This is a genomic window from Frankia alni ACN14a (genome assembly GCF_000058485.1).
Classification (GTDB): Bacteria; Actinomycetota; Actinomycetes; order Frankiales; family Frankiaceae; genus Frankia; species Frankia alni.
In genome coordinates, this window is sequence record NC_008278.1 from 5,337,174 (window position 1) to 5,359,227 (window position 22,054).

The 22,054-nt window shown below is 73.6% G+C and carries 14 protein-coding genes and 1 riboswitch; of the genes, 8 read left to right on the plus strand and 6 right to left on the minus strand.

Annotated features, from left to right (window positions below; genetic code table 11):
• Positions 1-358: 358 nt before the first annotated feature.
• A riboswitch (cyclic di-AMP (ydaO/yuaA leader) is annotated at positions 359-510 on the minus strand.
• A gap of 641 nt (positions 511-1,151) precedes the next feature.
• The 4 genes from FRAAL_RS21495 to FRAAL_RS21510 all read right to left on the minus strand — a co-directional run bounded on the left by FRAAL_RS21495 (position 1,152) and on the right by FRAAL_RS21510 (position 6,026).
• On the minus strand, positions 1,152-1,691 hold the full coding sequence (locus FRAAL_RS21495; RefSeq protein ID WP_011606040.1) for an alpha/beta hydrolase: 540 nt from the start codon (positions 1,689-1,691) through the stop codon (positions 1,152-1,154).
• A 619-nt stretch (positions 1,692-2,310) separates the two neighbouring features.
• Positions 2,311-2,667, minus strand: a complete 357-nt coding sequence (locus tag FRAAL_RS21500; protein WP_041939591.1) for a four-helix bundle copper-binding protein — start codon at positions 2,665-2,667, stop codon at positions 2,311-2,313.
• A 259-nt stretch (positions 2,668-2,926) separates the two neighbouring features.
• Positions 2,927-4,336 carry an amidohydrolase family protein gene (locus FRAAL_RS21505; RefSeq protein WP_011606043.1) on the minus strand — a complete coding sequence of 470 codons (1,410 nt, stop codon included), beginning with the start codon at positions 4,334-4,336 and terminating at the stop codon, positions 2,927-2,929.
• Positions 4,337-4,844: 508 nt separating this feature from the next.
• A complete protein-coding gene (locus tag FRAAL_RS21510) occupies positions 4,845-6,026 on the minus strand; it encodes an LLM class flavin-dependent oxidoreductase (RefSeq protein ID WP_050997428.1) in 1,182 nt (393 codons plus the stop codon).
• A gap of 859 nt (positions 6,027-6,885) precedes the next feature.
• Between FRAAL_RS21510 and metK the strand changes: the two genes are divergently transcribed.
• From metK to FRAAL_RS21535, 4 genes are all read left to right on the plus strand, one after another.
• The gene (gene metK / locus FRAAL_RS21520; protein WP_011606046.1) at positions 6,886-8,091 is read left to right on the plus strand and encodes a methionine adenosyltransferase; all 1,206 of its coding nucleotides are present in this window, start codon (positions 6,886-6,888) and stop codon (positions 8,089-8,091) included.
• A gap of 424 nt (positions 8,092-8,515) precedes the next feature.
• A complete protein-coding gene (locus FRAAL_RS21525) occupies positions 8,516-8,977 on the plus strand; it encodes a DUF309 domain-containing protein (RefSeq protein ID WP_041939593.1) in 462 nt (153 codons plus the stop codon).
• A gap of 480 nt (positions 8,978-9,457) precedes the next feature.
• A complete protein-coding gene (locus tag FRAAL_RS21530) occupies positions 9,458-10,651 on the plus strand; it encodes a thiolase family protein (RefSeq protein WP_011606048.1) in 1,194 nt (397 codons plus the stop codon).
• 229 nt (positions 10,652-10,880) lie between these two features.
• The gene (locus FRAAL_RS21535; protein WP_011606049.1) at positions 10,881-11,516 is read left to right on the plus strand and encodes a TetR/AcrR family transcriptional regulator; all 636 of its coding nucleotides are present in this window, start codon (positions 10,881-10,883) and stop codon (positions 11,514-11,516) included.
• A gap of 86 nt (positions 11,517-11,602) precedes the next feature.
• On the opposite strand, the gene FRAAL_RS21540 is transcribed toward FRAAL_RS21535, so the two are convergent.
• Positions 11,603-12,322: a DUF4232 domain-containing protein gene (locus FRAAL_RS21540; RefSeq protein WP_231861176.1), complete on the minus strand. Its 720-nt coding sequence runs from the start codon at positions 12,320-12,322 to the stop codon at positions 11,603-11,605.
• A gap of 582 nt (positions 12,323-12,904) precedes the next feature.
• On the opposite strand from FRAAL_RS21540, the gene FRAAL_RS21545 reads away from it, so the two are divergent.
• Both FRAAL_RS21545 and FRAAL_RS21550 read left to right on the plus strand, forming a co-directional pair.
• Positions 12,905-14,407 carry a hemolysin family protein gene (locus FRAAL_RS21545; RefSeq protein WP_011606053.1) on the plus strand — a complete coding sequence of 501 codons (1,503 nt, stop codon included), beginning with the start codon at positions 12,905-12,907 and terminating at the stop codon, positions 14,405-14,407.
• Positions 14,404-15,468, plus strand: coding sequence for a hemolysin family protein (locus FRAAL_RS21550; RefSeq protein WP_011606054.1), 1,065 nt, complete (start codon positions 14,404-14,406; stop codon positions 15,466-15,468). Before FRAAL_RS21545 ends, FRAAL_RS21550 begins: the two co-directional genes overlap by 4 nt.
• Before the next feature lie 32 nt (positions 15,469-15,500).
• Here the strand turns inward: FRAAL_RS21550 and FRAAL_RS21555 are convergent, their stop codons facing one another.
• Positions 15,501-16,322, minus strand: a complete 822-nt coding sequence (locus FRAAL_RS21555; RefSeq protein WP_041939595.1) for a class I SAM-dependent methyltransferase — start codon at positions 16,320-16,322, stop codon at positions 15,501-15,503.
• Between the two features lie 109 nt (positions 16,323-16,431).
• Between FRAAL_RS21555 and FRAAL_RS21560 the strand changes: the two genes are divergently transcribed.
• Together FRAAL_RS21560 and FRAAL_RS21565 are read left to right on the plus strand one after the other, a co-directional pair.
• Complete coding sequence (locus FRAAL_RS21560; protein ID WP_231861178.1) at positions 16,432-19,110, plus strand: substrate-binding domain-containing protein; 2,679 nt, start codon at positions 16,432-16,434, stop codon at positions 19,108-19,110.
• 175 nt (positions 19,111-19,285) lie between these two features.
• Positions 19,286-22,036, plus strand: coding sequence for a WD40 repeat domain-containing serine/threonine protein kinase (locus FRAAL_RS21565; protein WP_041939596.1), 2,751 nt, complete (start codon positions 19,286-19,288; stop codon positions 22,034-22,036).
• Positions 22,037-22,054 lie beyond the last annotated feature (18 nt).

Here is a 22,054-nt window from a genome sequence, read left to right on the forward strand (position 1 = left end):
ACTATCTGATTTCGAAACAGCACCCGACCAACAGATGAAGGGAAAAGGCGGGAGCGAGCTTCGAGATTGGTGAGAGATCCGGCCCGATCAGCGCGACGGCCGCGTCACGCCTGGCCACCCGCTACAGGCGGTCCGGGGATCGCGGCCGCCCGCCGACGGCGACCCGTGCGGTCCGTCAGGTGGGCCGGTGATGTCGTGCGCGCAGGTCCGGCCGGCGAGCGCCGGCGTTGGCACGTTCTCGCGACTGAATCAGGGCGAGAACGGCGCCCGTCGTGGCGAGGGCGCGTCGCAGAAAGCGCAGGTCGCCAGGGCGGTCATCGAGACCGCGGCCGAGCGTTCCCGGTACACAGGCAACGTCGAATCCTTCCCGTACGCCTGCGAGGTTAGCTGTCGGGTTCGGGCCGGGAAGCCCGGTCGTCTCCGTGGAGGCGACTTAACCCCGAGGGCGGCCGTGACGGGGCCGCCCGGAGGAACCTGGTTCCCCCGCTTCTGCCCAAGCTGTCTTGGAGGGACCCCGGACCGTGGGCAGAACTCGGCGTCGGCCCGGAGCAACTAGTGCCCGGCAACCGTAGCGAACTACGTACCGTAGTGACAAGTACTAGTTCTGCCCGAATTTCGGCGCGCGCCTGTCACCGTGCGTGCATAGTGCTGCGAGACCGCAACACTGGGACATCAACCGAACCTTCGGACGTCGAGAAGGATCACGGGATGTCGGGCGTACGCCCCGGTTTGCCCGGGGTCCACGGTGAGACCCGATCGACGGGGGAGGCTCGGACCGCGGATCGGAAGAACCACACGCGGCGCCAACCCCGCCGGGCGGGGGCGCATCGCGGTGGCAGCGCTGGAACACGCGACGCCGGGCCGACAGCGCCGGATGCGGGGCTCACGGCGGCGGGCAACGAAGTACGACACGACGTCGGCGTGCGGAAACGGCAGCCCGCGAGGGGACTGGAGGTCTCCGGGCGACGAGGAGACTCCGAGTCGCAGGGGCGAGGAGACTCCGAGGGTCGCCAGGCGAGGAGACTCCGAGAGTCGCAGGGCGACGAGGAGACTCCGAGAGTCGCCCAGCGTCGAGGGACTGAGGGCCCGCCGGGCGACGAGGGAACCAGCGCGTCGCGCCCGGCGAGTAGGAGCCGCGGGGTGCGATGTGGTCAGGCTGGCGAGGCGGAGCGCGGCACAGGGGTGAGCCGCCGCGTTCGCAGGCTCTCCAGGAAGAGCAGGATGTGCGCGCCGGCGGCGCGGCGGCCCGGGCCGCGCAACACGCCCCGGCCACCGGGCAGGGAGGCGAGCCGGGCGCCCCGGGCGGTCCGCGTCGCCATGCGAACGAGCGGAAACGGAGTCACCCGGTCGTCCTCGCCATGCAGCAGCAGGATGGGCAGGTCCGGAAGCGACCGTGGGATCGGCTGGTCCGGAGGCTCGCCGGCGACCGCGCGGTGCAGCAGCGGCAGGTCCACCAGGATGAGCGCGTCCGGGCGAACGGCGGGCGACGCGGCGCCGACCAGCGCACGCAGGGCGCCGCTGTCGGAACCGAGCAGAACGAACGGCAGTCCCGGTTCGCGCGCCTCCCCAAGGGCGAGGACGCTGTCCCTCCCATGGTCGAGAAACGTCACCTGGTAGCCGTCGAGTGCCAGCCGAAAGGCCAGGTTCTCGAAGATTTCTGCGGATTCCCCGCGGCCGGGAAGGAGGACCACGTTCGCCCCCGCACGCCGGGTCGGATCGCCGCTTGGCCAGTAGCGGGAACCGGGACCGCCGACGTAACCACGTGGACGCGGATGGGAGGGAGGCGACGAGAGGGGAATGGGCACGACATCTCCGATCAGTGCCGTCCAGATGCGGATGGCAGTGCGCTCCGGCACGGCAAAAAAGCGCGTGCGAGGCTGCGGAAGCCCGACCGGTGCAGCCGGGCCGCGTGGCTGCGGATGCAGCGGCGACGGGCGTGACGGCGAAGCACCGGAAAGGCGCCGGAAAACGCCGACGGCGCGCCGGCAAGGATAGCCTAGCGAGGCACCCGGACCAGACAGACCGCGGAAGCGACACGCAGGAAGTCGATGTGGCCGCGGATGACCAGAGCGGTCGACCGTCGCGCCGGATGAGGCATGGTCGGATTCTGGCGGTACTCTGATCGGATGTCAACATATTTAATACTGACTACCGTAATGTTTCCGTCGGCCGCCGGCGAGGCCCAGCTTGTCCGCCTGGGCCCCGCAGGATGACGATTCGATGTTCGAACGCGGCTCTGGCAGACGGCGAGACCGGCCTGGGGCACGCTGGCCCAGGTACCCGCAGGCCGGCGACGGACCCGCGGACAGGTCAGGCAGCGGCACCCGCCATCGCGTTGCAGCTGTCCAGGCAGGCCCGGCAGGCCCGGGCGAGACGGGCAAGCTGGGCGTCGCGCGGCATCTTCTCGCACATCTCGGCGCAGGCACGACAGACCCGTGCGCACATGGCACACATCTCGGCGTGGAACGGCGACATCCGGCACATCAGATCGGCGCAGGTCCTGGTGACCGCCGCACAGTCCATCATGAGCCGCATGTCCGCCGCGTCCATCATCGTGCCGGGCATATCCATGCAGTAGGAGATCGTCTCCTCACTCAGTGCCGAGCACGACATGCACTCCTCGATAGCTTTCCGCATGTTCTCGTTGATCGTTTCGACGTGCTGCATCGGACACCTCCGAGGTGTGGGCGACGGCTTTTCCGCCATACCGGGAAGCCCGCCGCAGACGATTGTTTCCGCCTGGCCGGGCTCCTCCGACGATAGCTTTCGCAAGCGGATCCGCATCTCGACGGACAGCCGCCGCCACATACTTCGGAAATACCGGAAAACACTCCGGGAAAACGCCTCCGAAGAGGGCCTGTCGGCCTGCCGACACCGGTGGGTGGAGGCACACCGCTACCGGCGTGCCGGCCTCGGCGCACACCGGTCAGCCGGCGGCGGGCCCCGACGGGAGCACCCGCGAAGCGGCGGCGGCGCGGTCCGCGCCGTCCGGCACCGGGCGCCCGGGCAGCGCGACCGAGGCCAGCATCGAGGCGGGCAGTCGCGGATGTGCCAGTACCGGGCGGCCGGCGAGGAAGACGCCGCTGACCGCGTCCGGGTGCTCGAAGATCCGCAGATCCGCCGGATCCTCGTCGAGCAGGATCGCGTCGAACGTGTAGCCGACGGCGATCCGTCCCAGCCGATCCCCCACCCCGCACAGCCTGGCCCCGGTGGCGGTCGCCGCGAGCAACGCCTCGGGGGCGGTGAGTCCCGCCCGTCGCAACTGGCTGATCTCGGCGAGGTTGGCGCCGTGGCGGGTGCGATGACGGGCGTCGCTGCCCAGCGCGATGGGAACCCCCGCCGCGCGGGCCACCGCGACCGTCTCGGCGAGCGAGGCGGCGGTCGCCTCGGCTCGGTCCACCGCCCAGCCCGGCAGCATGCCGGTGGTCGCCAGCGCGGCCAGGTCACGGTAGGGCGTCAGGGTCGGCACCAGTGTGACCCCGCGGGTGGCCATCGCCGCGGCCGCCCGCTCGCTGAGCCCGAGACCGTGTTCGACGGAACGTGCGCCGGCGGCGACCGCCGCCTCGACCGCCCGCTCGCCCAGAGCGTGCATCATCACCGGACGGCCGTAGCGGGCCGCCTCGGCGGCCGCGGCGGCCAGTTCCGACCGGCCGAACTGGAAGTCCGGGCTACCCGGGCGCGCGGACATCACCCCACCGCTGGCGTAGATCATCACCCAGTCGGCGCCGGCCCGCAGGACGCCACGCACCGCGGCGGGCAGGCCGCCGGCCTCGACGACCGAGTGCGGCGGGCGGCCCGGGTAGTCGGGTCCGAGGACGTCGTCGGCGGACTCCAGCCCGGGGCCGAGGATGCCGCCGTCGCCGTGGCGCCCGGAACGGCTCAGCGCGACGACGCAGATCGCGAGCCGTGGACCCGGCACGCTGCCCGCCACGAGTGCGTCGCGGACGCCCGCATCGGCGCCGCCGGCGTCGCGCAGATAGGTGACGCCCGCCTGCAACGAGGCCCGCAGCGCATCGGCGGTCTGCAGGTACCGCGCGGACAGCGGGGTCGTCACCAGCTCGAACTGGTCATAGGTCGCCTGGGTCACGTGCGCGTGGCAGTCGACGACGCCGGGCATCAGCCACAGCCCGCGGGCGTCGACGTCGACGACGTCCGGGTCGACTGCAAGCCGCGATCCCAGAGCCCGCACGATACCGTCACGCACCGTCACGTCACGCGGTTCGGTGAAGCGGCCGGTCGCGTCGAGGACGTGCGCCTCACGCAGCGTGAAGCTGGTCGCCGCGAGCCCTCGCGGCGAGGCGAGCCGCGCGGGTCCCGCAGTCCGGGCGACCGACACGCGTCCAGCGGGCCCGGGACGGCTCGCAGGCTCGGTCCGGCCCGGCGGATCCGGGTGTTCGGATGATGCAAGGGGATCGGTCATGACCAACGCCGTTCCTGCCGGTGTCGACGACCTCCCGCCGCCGGTTCACGGATCGGGGCCGAGTTCGGATCCGGCGACGCTGCGGCCCGAGGGGCAGGCGGCGCCGGCGGACCCGGGGCGCGGGAAGGCCAGGGAGGCTGGGGGACGTCAGCGGGGACAGGCGGCCGCGTTGACCCGACAGGTGTCGATGTGGCGACGGTGCGTGAGCTCGTGCATCCCACCACCGGATCGAGGACGCGGCGCCGCCGCGCTCCTGGACCAGTCGTCGGACACGATGCCTCCTCCGTCACCCGCGCGGGCCGGACAGCCGCCGACGGCGATCGCCGCCGGCCGTGTCACGCGCCGAGCTCCACGGTAACCAGCGGTCAGGAACGACGCAAAGCGATGCCGGCTCAGGCCCCGAGGCCGGCGGTTCTCCGGACGATCAGTGCCACACGCCGGCGAGGAGCTCGTACGAGCGCACCCGGTCCACGTGATCATGCGCGATCGTCGTGATGATCAACTCGTCGGCCCCGGTCACGTTCCGCAACGTCTCCAGCTTGCGCGCGACGGTGGCGGGGCCGCCGACGAACTGGGTCTCGACCCGGTCCGCGACGAGGGTGCGTTCCTCCTCGGTCCACGGGTGGGCCGCCGCCTGCGCCGGGCTCGGGAAGGGCCGGGCTCCCTGCCCGGACCGGATGCTCAGCACCCACAGTCCGTAGGGCGAGGCGAGCTCGGCGGCCGTGTCGTCGTCCGGACCGACCACCACGTCCGCCGAGACCATCACGTAGGGCCGGTCGAACGACTCCGACGGGACGAAGGCATCCCGGTAGGCCTGCACCGCCTCGAGCACCGAGGACGGCGAGACGTGGTAGTTCGCCACGAACGGCAGTCCCAGTTCGCCGGCCGTCCGGGCGCTTGCGCCCGGACTGGAGCCGAGGACCCAGATCTGCAGATCGGCCCCCTCGGCAGCAGGCACCGTCAGGTGCTCGCCCTCGGCGGTGCGGTAGTCGCCCCGCACGAACGCCTGGATGTCGCGGACCTGCTGGCCGTACTCGTCCCCGGCGCCCGGCCGGTAGCCGACGAGCGCGAACTGGCGACGCAGCCGGTCGGCGTTCAGCCGCATCCGGGGCGGCACCGGCAACAACAACCCGTCGACGACGGTCGCCGCACGGCCAGGAGCGGCGCCACCGGACGCGGCGACCGGCTGCTGCGACCCGGACGGCGGCCCACCGCCGTTCGCCGGGGCGAACAGCCGGTCGACGGCGGGACGCCCCAGCCCGAGGTCGATCCGGCCCGGATGGATCTGGGCGAGGGTGCCGAACTCCTCGGCGACGGTCACCGCCGTGTGATGACCCATCTGGACCGCTCCCGAGCCGACCCGGATCCGGGTCGTGGCGTCGGCCACGAGCGCGATGACGACCGCCGGCGCCGAGGAGACGACGCCGGGCACCAGATGGTGCTCGGCGAGCCAGTAGCGATGGAAGCCGAGCTCCTCGGTGCGACGGGCGAGGTCGAGAGTGTTACGCAACGCGTCGCCCGCGGACGCGCCCTCCGACCGGGGAGACAGATCGAGTACGGACAAGGGCACGCGATCGGCCTGGGACACACGATCGGCCTGGGACATGAGCACGCCACCTCCGCACGGCGACCCGGTCCCGACAGGGACGACCGACCGACGAGGCGGGACGCCACATGACAGTGAGTAGGAATGCGACGGACGCCGACCCGCTCACACCCGGCGCCCGGTCGCGGCTGGTTGGCGGCGCGGCGCCACGAACCAGCGAAGGGTCAGCGACAGAGGCGACTGGCCACCTGCATGAGGTCGACCGACCGACGGCGCACGAGCGGGATCCGGCGGCGCATCGTCACCACCGGCCGGCCGTGACCCGGGACGTCGGGTCGTCCGGGCTCGGCATGATCCCACTCTGGCATGACGGCCTCGGCGAGACAAGGCACGCCCACGGCCGGGCACTGTTGACGACGCCGCGGCGCCCGTGGTGGGATCACCGCGTGCAGCGCTCGGCCGTCCTCGTCACGCGTGGTCACGTCGACTTCGCCCTCGTGAGCTCCGCCATCTGTACCGCGCGCTGAGCCGCGCGGGGGTCTCCCCGCCCCGGGCGCTCCGGGCGGTGCACTCAGCGCGTTCCTGAGGTCCGTCGGCGCCCGGACGCCCCGCCGTTGCCACGCGGGATCGGTCACGCCATCACCTCTTCCTCGGCCAGCCCCGGCTGCACGTGAGCACCTCGCGCCGGGCCGTGGCCGGCCTGCGTGCCTCGCCTCGCCGGGGCCAGCCGGAGGCGTCACCCGGGGCGAGGTTCGCCGGGCTGTCCGTTCACCCGCACGGTCGGGCCGGCCGCCGGTTCCGTCGACGCGGCCCGGCCACGCTCCACCGATCTGCCCGAGGCGGGCCGGGCGGTCCACCGGTTCCGGCCCCAGCCACGGCCAACTCCTTCTTCCCGCGATGCATCGAAACGAGGTCCCACATGTCCCGCCGCCTGTTCACGTCGGAGTCCGTGACCGAGGGTCATCCCGACAAGCTGGCCGACCAGATCAGCGACGCCCTGCTCGATGCCTACCTGGCTGCCGATCCGAGCTCCCGGGTCGCGGTCGAGACCCTGCTGACCACGGGGCACGTCCACGTGGCCGGCGAGGTCACCAGCTCCGCCCACGTGGACGTGACCTCGGTGGTGCGGCGCACCCTCACCGAGATCGGCTACGACGCCGCGACGGGCTTCGACGGGGCCACGGTCGGCGTTCTGGTCTCGATCGGCGCGCAGTCCCCCGACATCGCCCAGGGAGTCGACCGGGCCTACGAGGCCCGGGTCGAGGGCGGCGAGGACGTCCTCGCCCAGCAGGGCGCCGGCGACCAGGGAATCATGTTCGGCTACGCCAGCGACGAGACGCCCGACCTGCTCCCGCTGCCGATCACCCTGGCGCACCGGCTCGCCCAGCGGCTGTCCCAGGTTCGTCACGAGGGTGTGCTGCCCTACCTGCGCCCGGACGGCAAGACCCAGGTGACGATCGAGTACGACGACGACCGGCCGGTGCGGCTGGACACCGTCGTCGTCTCGGCGCACCACGCCGCGGACGTCGACCTCGCGACCCGCCTCATCCCGGACATCCGCGACCAGGTCATCGCGCCGGAGCTCAAGCGGCTGGCCGAGGAGAACCTCGGCCTGGAGGTCGACGGCTACCGGCTGCTGGTCAACCCGACCGGCCGGTTCGAGATCGGCGGGCCGATCGGCGACGCCGGCCTGACCGGCCGAAAGATCATCATCGACACCTACGGCGGGTACGCCCGCCACGGCGGCGGCGCGTTCTCCGGCAAGGACCCGTCCAAGGTCGACCGGTCGGCCGCCTACGCGCTGCGCTGGGTGGCCAAGAACGTCGTCGCGGCGGGCCTGGCCCGCCGGGCCGAGCTGCAGGTCGCCTACGCGATCGGGAAGGCGGAGCCGGTGGGCCTGTTCGTCGAGACCTTCGGCACCGAGACGGTGCCGGTGGCCGAGATCACCCGGGCCGTCACCGAGGTGTTCGACCTGCGGCCCGCGGCGATCATCCGCGATCTCGACCTGCTGCGACCGATCTACCGCCAGACCGCGGCCTACGGTCACTTCGGCCGGCCGCTGCCCGAGTTCGCCTGGGAGCGCACCGACCGCGCCGACGCGCTGCGCGCCGCCGCCGGCCGCTGACGCCGAAACCGCGACCGAAACCGAGCGGCGGATCCGTCGCCGCCCGCACCCGCAACCCGGAGGGCAGCACCCCTCGTCCCGTAGGGCATCACCCCTCGTCGTGGCCCGTCCCGGCTCCCCCGCCGGGACGGGCCACGGCTGTGGCGGCACCGGGCGGACGCGTGGTGACCGCCACCCCGGACCATCGCGGGCGACAGAGTCCCCTCACCTGGTCACACTGACGAAGATGACCAGACCACGACGCCCCGGACCGGCGCCCGCCGGAGCAGACTCCACCGGGTCCACGCAGGAAGGGCCCCGCCCGACCGGACCAGACGGGTCCTCGGGCGAACGCGGCGGCGGTGCACCGCAACCACCGTCCACGCGATCCGCCGAGCGGCCCCGCGACGCTCTCGGCCGGCCCCTGCCGCGCGGAGCGGCCGGCGTGGCGCCCCTGAGTCTGCCGAGCCCGCTGCCCCCTGGCGCCGCGCTCGCCGCCGCCCAGCATCTCCTCGACACCGGCCACCCCTTTCAGGCTCATGAGGCTCTCGAGGCCGCCTGGAAGGCCGCCGCAGAAGACGAGCGCGGCCTGTGGCGCGGGCTGACCCAACTGGCCGTGGGGATCACTCATCTTGCCCGCGGCAACCTCAGAGGCGGCGTGGCCGTACTTGGCCGAGCGTCGGACAACCTGGCGCCCTACGCCGAGAACCCGCCGCACGACGTGGACGTCACCGGCCTGCGCGGGTGGATCGCCGATCGTGTCGCCGCCATCGAAGGTGCGCATCCCCAGCCACCCTGCGTCACAGCCGCCTCGGCCGCCTCGGCCGCCTCGGCCGACCGTCCCGCCGACGCGGACGCATGGCCCCGGACCGCCGCCGGTGGCCGTCCGCCGCGGCTGGTCCGCTGAAAGCTCACGCCGATGGCCGCGGGTGGGCCCGGCTCACGGCAGCCGACTCGGTGCGCCCGGCTCGCAGCACGCCCTCGGCTCACCGCATGCCCGCGGCCACAGCACGCCCGGCTCACAGCACGCCCGGCTCACAGCGCATCCGGCTCACAGCGCATCCGGCTCACCATGCGGCCCGGGCCGGTGCCCGGCGGCGGACCGGTCGCTCGCGCCGCGACCCCAGGTATGGAATTGTCACTCCAATCTGCTTGTTGACCCATCAAGAGCAGCCTCGTAGCGTCAACTCGAACGATCGCCAAGCGGAACACGGCACGACCCGACCGGCGCGATCCCGGCCCTGACGGCCGGATCGCGCATGTCAGGGCAGGCCGTGGCAGTGTCTACTTAGCGAGCGCTAGACAACCAAGCGAGCGCTGGACATCGGGTGGGCGACACGGGCAGCGTGGCGGATCGGTCCGCCACGCTGGTGACGAGGGAGATCCCATGGAAAACGCAGTCATCGTCGATGCGGTCCGGACGGCGTCGGGTCGCGGCAAGCCCGGCGGGGCACTGTCCGAGACCCACCCGGTGGAACTGCTGGCCACCGTGCTCAAGGCGCTGGTCACGCGCAACGACCTCGACCCGGCGCTGGTCGACGACGTGATCGCGGGCTGTGTCGGTCAGGTCGGCGAGCAGTCGCTGAACATCGGACGCACCGCGTTGCTGTCCGCGGGCTTCCCCGAGTCGGTGCCCGCCACGACCATCGACCGTCAGTGCGGGTCGAGCCAGCAGGCCGCCCACTTCGCCGCGCAGGGCGTCATCGCGGGGGCGTACGACATCGTCATCGCCGGCGGAGTGGAGTCGATGAGCCGGGTGCCGATGGGCTCCGCGGTCATCGGCCAGGACCCCAACGGCCCGGGCTTCCGCGCCCGCTACCCGGAGGGTCTGGCCAACCAGGGCATCGGCGCCGAACTGATCGCCGCACGCTGGAAGATCAGCCGCGAGGACCTGGACACCTTCTCCGCCCGTTCGCACCAGCTCGCCGCGGCCTCGGCGGCGGCCGGCGACTTCGCAAACGAGATCGTCCCGGTGGAGATCACCCTGCCGGATGGTACGAAGACCCAGCACCTCGCCGACCAGACCGTCCGGCCCACGACCACCTTCGAGGGCCTGCAGCAGCTCAAGCCGTCCTTCTACACCGAGCAGTGGGCGGCCCGCTTCCCGGAGATCGCGTGGAGCATCACGCCGGGTAACTCCTCGCCGCTGACCGACGGCGCCTCCGCCGTGCTGATCATGAGCGAGACGAAGGCCAACGAGCTCGGCCTGCGCCCGCGGGCCCGGTTCCACACCTTCGCCCTGGCCGGCGACGACCCGCTGCTCATGCTGACCGCCCCCATTCCGGCGACCCGCAAGGCCCTCCAGCGGTCCGGGCTGTCCATCGACGACATCGACGCCTTCGAGGTGAACGAGGCGTTCGCGCCGGTGCCCCTGGCCTGGGCTCGCGACACCGGGGCCGACCCGGCCAGGCTCAACCCGCGCGGCGGGGCGATCGCGCTCGGCCACGCCCTGGGCGGGTCCGGGACCCGGCTGCTGACCACCATGGTCAACTACCTGGAGGCGACCGGCGGTCGCTACGGCCTGCAGACGATGTGCGAGGGCGGCGGCATGGCCAACGCCACCATCATCGAGCGGCTCTGACGATCGAGACGGCTCTGACGATCGAGACGGCTCTGACGAGCGAGACGGCTCTGACGACCTGGTGATGCGGTGCCGTCGACGACCTGGCCCGTCGGCGGCACCGGCACGTCGATCGATCCGCCCGGAGCCCGCGGCCCGTGGCGGTTCGTCACCCTGAGCGTGGTCCGGATCCACGCGTGGGACGGCCGGTCCACACTGGGTCAGGACCAGCCACACCCGGGAGGCCATCGTGACGGCAGGACCCGCGCTGGCGGCGACGAACTGGCGCGAGTTCGCCCCGCCCCAGCTCACCCCGATCCTGCAGGGCGCGATGGAGGCCCTCTACGAGCACGGCTACCACGGCACGACGGTGCGGGACATCGCGCGCCGCGCCGGCGTCACCGTGCCCGCGCTCTACTACCACTACGCCAACAAGCAGGGCATCCTGGTGGCGCTGCTGGATCTTGGGATCGAGGATGCGCTCGGTCGGGCCCGCGCCGCCCTCGCCGAGGTGGGCGAGAGCGCCCCGGCCCGCGCCCGCTTCGTCGCGTTCGTCGAGTCGATGACGCTGTTCATGGCGCACCGTGTGCGGATGGCCGTCCTCGACTCCGAGCTGCGCTACCTGGAGCCGGCCAACCGCCGCGGATACGCCGCGAAGCGCAAGGAGCTCGAGACCCTGCTGCTCGACATCCTCGTCGACGGCACCAGCAGCGGGGTGTTCCAGATGACCAGCCCCGCCGACACCTCCCGAGCGCTGCTCGGCATGCTGCGATCGATCACCGGCTGGTACCAGCCGGCCGGGCCGCTCACGCCGACGGAGATCAGCAGGCGTTACGTCGGCATCGCCCTGAGCACCGTCGGAGCGGCCGACCCGGCCGCCGGCTGACCGCCGCCGCCGATCGGTGCGGCGCCGGTCGGCCGGTGAGGCGTCGGCCAGGGAGGTCAGCAGGTGAGGCGTCAGCGGGTGAGGCATCAGCGGGTGAAGGCGGTCACCGACAACTGCTGCACGGCCGGACTGCTGCACGCCGAGACATCGGACAACGCCAGCCGCAGGGCCGTCGTGTTCGCCGGGGGAAAGACCCGCAAGGAAGCGACCGGTGTGCTCTGCGCCGGCTCCTCGCAGCCCACCTGGATGCCGGGGTGCACGGTGCGCAGGGTCGCGCTGGCCGAGGCACCGGGGGCCAGCCGGACGGCCTGGCCAGCGGGACCCGACCGGACCGCGGCCGCGCCGACCTGACGGCCGGCGGCGTCGAGGTAGGAGACGCCGGGGAAGCCGCGCAACACGCAGGACGTGGTGCCGGTATTGGTCAACACCAGGTGTTCGTAGGTGCTGCCGGCCGCGCCCTCACCGTCGGCCGAGCGCACCGCCAGCCGAGCGGTGGGGCACAGCCCCCCGGCCGGCGCGGTGACAGTCCTGCCCGGGACGCTCGGCGTCGAGGCTGCCGTCCCCGGCGTTGCCAGGGCAGGCGCCGTCGAGGCGAGCGTCGTCGGGGCTAGCGTCGTCGGGGCGAGCGTCGTCGGGGCGGCCGACCATCCGGCGGGTGGGCCGCCGCGAGGCGCGGTCACCGTGGCGGGGGCCTTCCCACCCGCGGAGCTCGCAGCGCAGCCAGCGGCCAGCAGCAGGGTGGCCGCCGCCACGAGGAGCGCCGCCCGTGACGCGGGCGTCGGCGCCGGCCGCGAACCCGCTCCCACCGGGCGGGGAGGCCGGGACGCCATGGGGTCGACCGGGGGCGCGGGCGCCCGATCGGGCCAGACGGGTATCGGCACGGATCGTGTCTGAAGTCGATGCATGGCGACCTCCTCGTCCGACGGCTGGGCAGCGGCACCCGGCGACGACACCCACCTTCTTCCCGCTGTCACCCTCCGTGACACTCGAGCACTTCGTGCGTGTCGGACCCAAGGCGCTTCCTCCCATCCTGGCCCTCGCCCGGGCCCGCGACCGGCCTTCCGGGACCGTCGTCCGCGGTCGGCCGCGCGTGGATGTGACGACGATCGTCGCGGATCGTGGCCGGACGGTGAGGCGTCGGCCGACTCCCGGCCCGCGGGACCACACAGTGATCTTCTACCGAACGCCGCCCGAGGTCTGGACCGTCCGGCGACGACAGGTCATCGTGAAACGGACGGGCTGCCCGGCGCGTTGAACCCGCGTGACGCGGGTAAGGCCAGCGCACGGGCCGACCCGGACCGACCGGAAGGGATCATGAAGGACTCCGACGACGCCGGATGTAGTTCCGGCCGGCCCACGCGTGCAGAAGCGCCCGCGGGGGTCGACCGATGATCGAGGCGCTTCTCCTGGTACTGGGCCTGGCCCTCGTCGCCACCTGCGGGATCTTCGTGGCCGCCGAGTTCGCCCTCGTCACCGCCGACCGGCCGTCGGTGCAGCGGGCCGCCGACCGGGGTGAGCGGGGCGCCCGGGGCGTGCTCGCCGCGCTGCGCGGCCTGTCCACCCAGCTGTCCGGCGCCCAGCTCGGGATCACGGTGACGAACCTGGCGATCGGTTTCCTGACCGAGCCTGCCATCGCCGACCTGCTGCGCGGGCCGCTGACCTCGCTCGGCGCCTCCGACGGGCTGGCCGGCGCGCTGTCCGTGGTGGTCGCGATGGTGCTCGCCACCACCGTAACGATGGTGTTCGGCGAACTCGTCCCGAAGAACCTGGCGTTGGCCCATCCACTCGCCACGGCCAAGGCCGTGCAGGGGCCGCAGCGGATGTTCACCCGGGCCACGGGGCTGCTGATTCGCTTCCTGAACGCGACCGCGAACGCCGTGCTGCGCCGCCTCGGCATCGAACCGCAGGAGGAGCTGGCCTCGGCCCGCTCCGCCCAGGAACTGTTCTCGCTGGTGGGGCGGTCCGCGGAGCACGGCACCCTGTCGCAGGAGACGGCGACGCTGGTGCAGCGCTCGCTGCTGTTCGGGGACCGGACCGCCGAGGACGTCATGACTCCGCGGATGCGGATGCGCACGGTGCACGCCGACGAGCCGATCAGCGAGGTCATCACCCTCACCCGGCGAACCGGCCACTCCCGGTTCCCGGTGCTCGGCGCGGACAGCGACGACGTCGTGGGAGTGATCCACATCAAGAACGCGGTCGGCGTCCCCGAGGACGACCGCGAGCGCACCCCGGTGCGTGAGGCCATGGTCGCGCCGGTCACGGTCCCCTCCACGCTGTTGCTGGAGCCGCTGCTGGAGACGCTGCGGGCCGGCGGGCTGCAGATGGCCATCGTCGTCGACGAGTTCGGCGGCACGGACGGTCTGGTCACCGCCGAGGATCTGATCGAGGAGATCGTCGGCGACGTCGTCGACGAGCACGACCGGGTCTCCCCCCGGGCCCTGCGCCGGCACGACGGTAGCTGGCTGCTGTCCGGCCTGCTGCGTCCGGAGGAGGCGAGCAACGTCACCGGGATCGCGATCCCGACCGACGACACGTACCAGACGCTCGGCGGTCTGGTGGCCCGCGCGCTGGGCCGCATCCCCCGGGCGGGGGACGCGGCGGCGGTCGAGGGGGTCCGCTACACCGTCGAGCGGATGGACGGCCGGCGGGTGGACCGCATCCGGCTGGAGCCGGTGGCGCCGAGGGGGGTCACCATGGCGGACGACCCGGTCACGGCGCACCGGCCGGCCGGGACCCGGGATCGTGAGCGGTCCGGGGGGCAGCGCGAGCGGTCCACCGGCCCGCGCGAGCGTGGCGGCGGCTCCGGCTCTCGGACGCCCGGCGGCGGGCCACGCCAGCCGGCCGGGGGCGGCGCACCCGAGGCGGTCGGACGGACGGCGCAACGATGAACGGCCTGCTGGCGATCGCCGCCACGATCCTGCTGCTGGTGCTCAACGCGCTGTTCGTCGGCGCCGAGTTCGCACTGATCTCCGCCCGGAGGACGAGTATCGAGCCGATGGCGCAGGCCGGTTCCCGGCTGGCGAGGATCACCCTCGGCGCGATGGAGAACGTCTCGCTGATGCTCGCCGGCGCGCAGCTCGGTGTCACCGTCTGCACCCTCGGGCTGGGCGCACTCGGCGAACCGGCGATCGCGGACCTCCTGCACGGCCCCTTCTCGGCGGCCGGGCTGCCCTCGGCGCTGCTGCACCCGGTGTCCTTCGCGATCGCGCTCGCCCTCGTGACCTTCCTGCACGTGGTCGTCGGCGAGATGGTGCCCAAGAACATCGCGCTCGCCCTGCCGGATCGGGCCGTGCTGCTGCTGGCTCCGCTGCTGGTCGGCGTCGTCCGGCTGGGCAAGCCGGTGATCATGCTGCTGAACGCGGTGGCGGGCATGTCGCTGCGCGTCGTCGGCGTCGAGCCGAAGGACGAGGTGGCCAGCGTCTTCACCCGTGACGAGGTGGCCGGCCTCATCGAGGAGTCGCATCGGGAGGGCCTGCTCGCCGAGGACGAGCACGAGCTGCTGACGGGCGCCCTGTCGTTCGAGGAGCGCACGGCGCGCGCCGTGCTGCTCGCACCGGACGGACTGGTCACGGTTCCGCCGACGATCACTCCTCGTGAGGTCGAACGGCTCGCCGCGCGCACCGGGTTCACTCGTTTCCCCGTGCAGGACGGTGGCGGGATGACCGGCTACCTGCATCTGAAGGACGTGCTGGAGACCCGCCCCGAGCGGCGGTCGAGCCCGGTGGCGGCGAAGTGGATCCGGCCGCTCGCCCATGTCGGCGCCGAGGACAGCCTGCGCACGGCGCTCGCGACGATGCAGCAGTCGGGCGCCCATCTCGCCCGGGTCACCGACGCGCAGGGCTCGGTGCTGGGACTCGTCGCGCTGGAGGACATCCTCGAGGAACTGGTCGGCAAGATCCGCGACGACGCGGTCCGCGGCGGTCACCGGCCGGAACACCAGCCCGCCTGACGGCACGCGGCGCGGATCAGGACCGGCGCGGATCAGGACCGGCGCGGGCCACGGGCCACGATGACGGCCATCGAGGGCGCCCACCAGTAGCTGCAGTCCTCGGGTGGGCGCAGGCCGTCGACGATCTCGACCGCGAACGTGCGGAAGTGGCGCAGCAGCGCGCGCTGGTGTCGCCGGGAGACCGAGTCGATCTCGTTGGAGTAGTAGGTGAACGCGCCGCCGCCGGTCAGGGCCGACGCGGCCGGTGCGAAGAAGTGCTCGGCGAAGGTCGCGTCGCGCATGACGTACTCGTCGACCTCGGCCTCGTCCATGGGATAGGTGTCGAACAGGACGCCGTCGAACCGGCCGAGCTCGGCGAGGGCGTCCTGCCAGCGCCCGGTGACGATCTCCACGCCACGCCGGCCGGCGGCCCGCGCCCACTGCTCGGCGACCGCGGCGGTCTGCGGGTTCGCCTCCACGATGACGTGACGGGCGGGCCCGACCTCCTGCACGAACCCGGCGGACAGCCCGAGACCGAACCCGATCTCCAGCACCGTTCCCCCCGGCGTCGTGACCGCCTGGGCCAGCGCCCGCATCAGCGGTGCCTCCCAGGTCTGCATCACCTCCTGGCCGGAGACGAGCAGGGTGCCGTCGACCACCGCGGGCGCGGCCGCGTCGATGGCGGTGTCGATGCGCGGGCGGGCGGCGCCCGGCACCATGGCCTCGGCCGCCTCGTCCAGCGCGCCGAGGTCCGCGACGAACTCGTCCAGGGCCCGGTCCAGCAGGAACTGGCGAGGCTCGGCGGACATCGGAGCGAGCAGGGACTGCGCGGTGGGGTTCAGCGTCACCTCGAACTTCGCGGCACGGCGGAGCACGCGGCCTCCCGGGTCAGGGCGCGCCGGGCGCGGCCCGGCATCCAGTTCGTATCGTAGAGCGATCAGTCCCGTGCTACCGGCGATCCGCCGGGTGTGGACGGTTATGATCGTGCCACGCTTCGGCGCAGACGGGGGATTGGGCCGGGGTAAGCAGAACGGCACCTCGGGGGAACGCGTGCGATACCAGCTCGGCATCAGTCCCGGAGTCGACGTCTCGACGGCCGCCATCGCGGAGAACGGCTGGCCGTCCGCCCTCGCCCTCGAAGGCGAGCCGCAGATTCCGACCGTGCTCCATCTCGCCGCCGACGGCGCGGTGCGCGTGGGGCGCTCGGCCGTCCGGCTGCGGGCCGGCCAGCCGGAGCGGACCGCCGACGGCTTCGTGCACTGGCTCGGCGACTCGACGCCGATCCTCGTCGGCGGCATCGGCTACACCGCCGCTGCACTGCTCGCCCGCTTCCTCGATGCGGTGATCCGCACGGCCACCGCCCAGCGGGGTGAACCGCCGGAGCTGGTCGTCGTGACCAGCCCGGCGTCCTGGCCGGCGCGCCGGCAGGAGGGGCTCGCGGACGCGCTCGCCCGCCTGGAGACCACCGCGCCCGTCCTCGCCCGCAGCTCCACGGAGGCGACGGCCGCCCTGTTCTCCCAGACCACTCCCGTGGCCGACGGGCGCGGTGCGGCGACCTACCAGCTCGGCTCGCACTGGTTCGAGGCGGCGGTCTTCACCGCGACGGCCGGCGGCCACGTGGCCGTCGGTTCGCCGGTCGGGCTTGCCGACGTGTCGACCTCGATGCTCGACGATCTGCTCTACGCCCACGTCGCCCGGCTGGTCGGCGACGCGGGCGAGCGACTGCGCGGCGGCCCGCGGGCCTCGGCCGACGGCGCCCGCCTCGGCGCGGCCTGCGCCGAGGCCCGGGAGGTCCTGACCGAGGAGACGTTCGTCGACGTCTCCGTGCCCACCGGCGACACGACCACCGTCGTTCAGGTCAGTCGGGAGGAGTACGAGTCGCTCGTCCGGCCGTTGCTCGACGACTCGGTCCGCGCGCTGGCCCGGGCGGTGCGCGCCGCGACGAACGACGCCGGCCCGCTCGGCCTGCTCGCCGTCTACGGACCGGGGGCGCGCATCCCGCTGGTCGGCCGGTTGCTCGGCGAGCAGTTCCCGGACGTGGGCCGACTGGAGATCCGCCACGACGGCGAGTTCGCCCTCGGCGCGGCGCTGCTTGCCGCTCGCGACGCCGTGGCCGAGCCGGCGAGCTCGGAGACGGTCCTGCTCGGCCCGGCCGCCTTCGCGACGACCCCGCCGCCGAGCGTGCCGCCCGTCGGGCACACCCCGCCGCCGACGCTGGAGTCGTCGGGGCAGGCTGACTCGCGGGCCGTCGGCGATGGCGCGTCCCGCGGGTCGGTGCCCGGGGGTGCGTCGGTGCCCGGGGGTGCGTCGCTGGGCGGGGGTGCGTCGCTGGGTGGGGGTGCCGTCGTCGGGGGTGCGGCCGGGACTGCGAACGGTCCCGGTTCACCGGATCCGGCCACGCCGGGCGGCTGGGCGGGATCCGGCGGCCCGACGGCGTCGGCCGGCCCGCGCGGGATCGCGGCACCGGCGTCGGGCGAGGGCGCCGCCGCCTCCCCGGCCGGCGTGCGTCGGCGCTGGTCGGCGGGCGGCCGGCCGAGGCGACGACTCCTGGCGGGCGTGCTGGCGCTGGCCGTGTTCATCGCCGGAAGCGTCACGCTCGGCCTGGTGCTGACCGGCGGGGGCGACGACACCTCGGTGACCGCCGCCACGCTGCCCCGCTCGACGGTCGATCAACATCCCCACCTACCCGCCGACTCCATGCGCGCGGCCGAACGGGCAGCCGGAATCGTCGGCGGGAAGGGCTCCACCGGGGCAGGTGCCGGCGGGGCTCTTCCCGGCGGGACGGGCGCCGGCGGGACGGGCGCCGGCGGCGGAGCCGTCGACCCCAATGCGGTGATCACGACGGGGTCGGCGGAGGTGGCCGCGATCACCGGGACTGCGTACACCCTGTTCCGCGAGTCGACGAAGGGCGTCACCGTCCGCGTCGGCAGCACCGACACGGACGACGGGTTCCAGCAGGTCTGCGCCGGCCGGGCGGACATCGTCGGAGCCTCCTACGCGCTGCCCGACAAGGCCTGCGGGGCCCGGGTCGCCGGCTTCGAGATCGCCCACCACCTGCTGCCCATCGTGGTGAGCAGGCAGAACACCTGGGTGCAGTGCCTGACCACGGCGCAGGTCGGCCGCATCTGGGCGCGGGACTCGACGGTCACCAGCTGGAACCAGGTCGATCCCAGCTTCCCGAACGTCCCGCTGTCACCCATCGGTCCCGCGGCATCGACCGTCCATGCCAAGGTGTTCCTCGCCAGCATGACCGGCAGTTCGACGAACACCCGCGCCTACGAGACCCGGGAACTCGACGAGATCCCGGCCCGGGTCGACGGCGACCGCGGCGCCATCGCCTTCATGGACTACTCGAACTTCCTGACGACGAACCGGGCCGTGCGCGCCATCAAGCTCGACTCCGGCGGCGGCTGCGTCGAGCCGAACGCGCTCACCGCCGGCACCGGCATGTACATGCCGCTGTGCAAGCCGCTGTACCTCTACGCGAACAGGGCGTCGCTGCGCAAGCCGGCGGTGGCCGCCTTCCTGCGGTACTACCTGGAGAACCAGAAGGAGATCACGTCCCAGGCGCACTACATCGCCCGCGACGACGCCACGGTGCGTGACAACATCGCCATCGTGCAGAACCTGACAGCCGGCGTTCCGCCCGTGAAACCGGCCTAACCGTCCCGATCGCGGCCCGGCGTCGTGAAGACGCCAATGTTGGTCTGATCCGGAGACGCTGCACTTACATCATCACCTGGTATGAACATGGGGTCAGACGGACGCCGAGGCCGGCGTGCCGTGATTGCGGGGCGGGGCATGCGGGGCCGAGGCGGCCCCGCGGGAGTGGGGCACGGTGACGGGGACGACACCACCGCCGTTGTCCGGGAACACGGCGCGCCCGCTGCAGCCCGAGGATCCCCGCCGCCTCGGCACCTACCAGGTGGTCGGTCGGCTCGGCCAGGGTGGGATGGGCACGGTGTTCCTCGGCCGGGCCCCCGACGGAACCGCGGTGGCCATCAAGGTGATCCGGCCGGAACTCGCGCAGCGCCCCGAGTTCCGTGCCCGGTTCGCCCGGGAGGCCGAAAGCGCGCGCCGGGTGCGCCGGTTCACCACCGCGGCCGTGCTCGACGCCGACCCCCACGGCCCGCAGCCGTACCTCGTGACCGAGTTCGTCGAGGGCCCGACGCTGTCCCGGCACGTGTCGGTCCGGGGCCCGATGCGGCCCGCCGACCTCGAGCAGCTCGCCGTCAGCGTCACCACCGCGCTCAGCGCGATCCACGCCGCCGGAATCGTGCACAGGGACCTCACCCCCGGCAACGTGCTGCTGTCCCCGGTCGGCCCGAAGGTGATCGACTTCGGGCTGGCCCGCGAGTTCAACGCGGACACCGAGCTCAGCCGGAACGTGCGCCAGGCCATCGGTACGCCCGGATACATGTCGCCCGAGCAGATCCTCGACGCGCCGATCACCTCGGCCGTCGACATCTTCTCCTGGGGCGCGGTCATGGTCTTCGCCGCGACCGGGCAGCCGCCGTTCGGCACCGGCCGGATGGAGGCGATCCTCTACCGGATCATCAACGAGCCGCCCCGGCTCGACGGCGTCAGCGGGGAACTGCGCGGCCTCATCGAGGTCGCGATGGCGAAGGAGGCCGGCGCCCGACCGAGCGCCGAGGAGCTGCGCACGGCGCTGATCGGCGGCGGGGCGCTGCCCGCCCGGCCGACGCCGGTGACGACGCCGGACGAGCCGGCCGACGCCGCTGCCGCTCAGCCCCGACGGTGGGGCCGGCGTGGCCGGGACACCGCGACCTCCACGCCGCCGGTGCAGCCACCCGGCACCGCCGGTGCCGGCAGCGTGACCGGCTCCGAGGGCGCGGCGGGACGCAGCGCGCCGGGACGGTTCACCGGCTCTGCCGGCGCATCCGGATCTGGCAGGTCGGTCGCGCCCCACGCGGCACCGGGCGGGGCAGCCACGGATGCCCCGGCCGGCTCGTTCGGCGGACGACCCGCGACGGCGGTGCCGCCGCCCACTGCCGGCGGCGGTCCGCCGGCCGGGGCGATGCCGGCGACCCAGATGTCGCCGGCGCCGCTGGCCTCCCCGCCTCCGGTCCCGTCCCGCACCCCACCGCCCGGCAACCCACCGCCCGGTGGCCTACCCCCAGGCGCAGTGTCGCCCGGCGCAGTGTCGGGTTCGGTGCCGTCGGCGGCGCCGTCCGCCTCCTCGCCCGGGTCGGTTCCGCCTCGGGCGCAGGGGCCGGGCGACGCCTACGCGCCACCGGGGGGTGCGGCGGGTGACGCGCAGCCCGGTCCGCGCCGGCGCCGTCCCCGCACGCTCGTGCTCGCCGCCGCCTTCGTGGTCCTGCTCGCTGCGGCGGTCGCGATTCCGGTCCTCGTCCTGGGAGGCGGCGACGGGCCCGGCGCGCCGAACCCGGCCGAGCGGGCGGCCGCGTCGGCACGGCTGGCCACCGACGCCGCCGCGCGTCGCGCCCAGGATCCGCAACTCGCCGCCCGGCTCAGCCTCGCGGCGTACGCGGTCGCTCCGACTGCCGCCGCCCGTGACTCGCTGATCGCCTCGTTCGGCCAGTCGACCGCGGTGCGGGTACCCGCCGGCGCGGCGGCGTACTCCGATCTCGCCCTCAGCGCGGACGGCACGGCGCTCGCCGGTACCGACGACGCCGGCCGCCTGCACCTGTGGCGCCTCGACGGCGAGGGTCGGCCGACCGTCGCCGCGCAGGGCTCGGCCGACGACCACGCCAGCGGGGTGGTCTTCGACGGCGGCGGCCGGACACTGGCCACCGGAGGGGCCACCGACGCCGGCCGGCTGTGGGACGTCAGCGACCCGGCGAGGCCGCGCCCGCTCGGCGCGCTCGGTACCCAGTCAACGCCGGTGCACCGCCTGGCCCTGTCCACCAGGGCTCATCTGCTCGCCACGGCCGGCGTCGACTGGTCGGTCGGGCTGTGGGACGTCACCGACCCCTCCCGGCCCACCTCTCTGCAACTGCTGATCGGGCGGTCCGGGCCGGTCACCGGGGTGGCGCTGCGACCCGACGGGGCCGTGCTCGCCATCGCCGGAGTGGGTGGCACAGTCCAGCTGTGGAACGTGCGCGACCCGCGCAGTCCCACGCAGATGGGCTCGGTGCCGGGCCACACCGGGGCCGTCAACACGGTGGCGTTCAGCCCGGACGGCACGCTGCTGGCGACCGGGGGCGACGACCGGAACCTGCAGGTGTCGGACGTCACCGATCCGAACCGTCCGCGCGTCGTGCATCGCCTGCCCGGGCACGCCGCGCCCGTGACCACCGTCGCCTTCGCCACCGACGACCAGCTCCTGAGCGCGGACAGCGCCGGCAGCGTCGCCTACTCGAACCTCGCCGCCACCGGGCCCGCCCTGATCCCGGTGGGCACGCTGGACTCGCCGGTGCGGGCGATGAGCACGAGCACCACCGGGACCGTCGCGCTCACCACCGACAGGGGCACGATCCTGCTCGGGACGGTGGACCCGCAGCGGCTGCGGCAACGCGCCTGCGCGAAGCCGGGGGCAGCGCCGAGTCGGACCGAGTGGAGCCGGCTCGTCCCCGGCATCCCCTGGTCCGACGCCTGCGCGAGCTGATCACCTGCCGACCGCGGA

Excerpts from the sequence above, each read along its gene's own strand:
- FRAAL_RS21530 (WP_011606048.1), top strand. The coding sequence starts at position 9,458 with ATGGAAAACGCAGTCATCGTCGATGCGGTCCGGACGGCGTCGGGTCGC.
- metK (WP_011606046.1), top strand. The coding sequence starts at position 6,886 with ATGTCCCGCCGCCTGTTCACGTCGGAGTCCGTGACCGAGGGTCATCCC.
- FRAAL_RS21510 (WP_050997428.1), bottom strand. The coding sequence starts at position 6,026 with ATGTCCCAGGCCGATCGTGTGTCCCAGGCCGATCGCGTGCCCTTGTCC.
- FRAAL_RS21500 (WP_041939591.1), bottom strand. The coding sequence starts at position 2,667 with ATGCAGCACGTCGAAACGATCAACGAGAACATGCGGAAAGCTATCGAG.
- FRAAL_RS21545 (WP_011606053.1), top strand. The coding sequence starts at position 12,905 with ATGATCGAGGCGCTTCTCCTGGTACTGGGCCTGGCCCTCGTCGCCACC.
- FRAAL_RS21550 (WP_011606054.1), top strand. The coding sequence starts at position 14,404 with ATGAACGGCCTGCTGGCGATCGCCGCCACGATCCTGCTGCTGGTGCTC.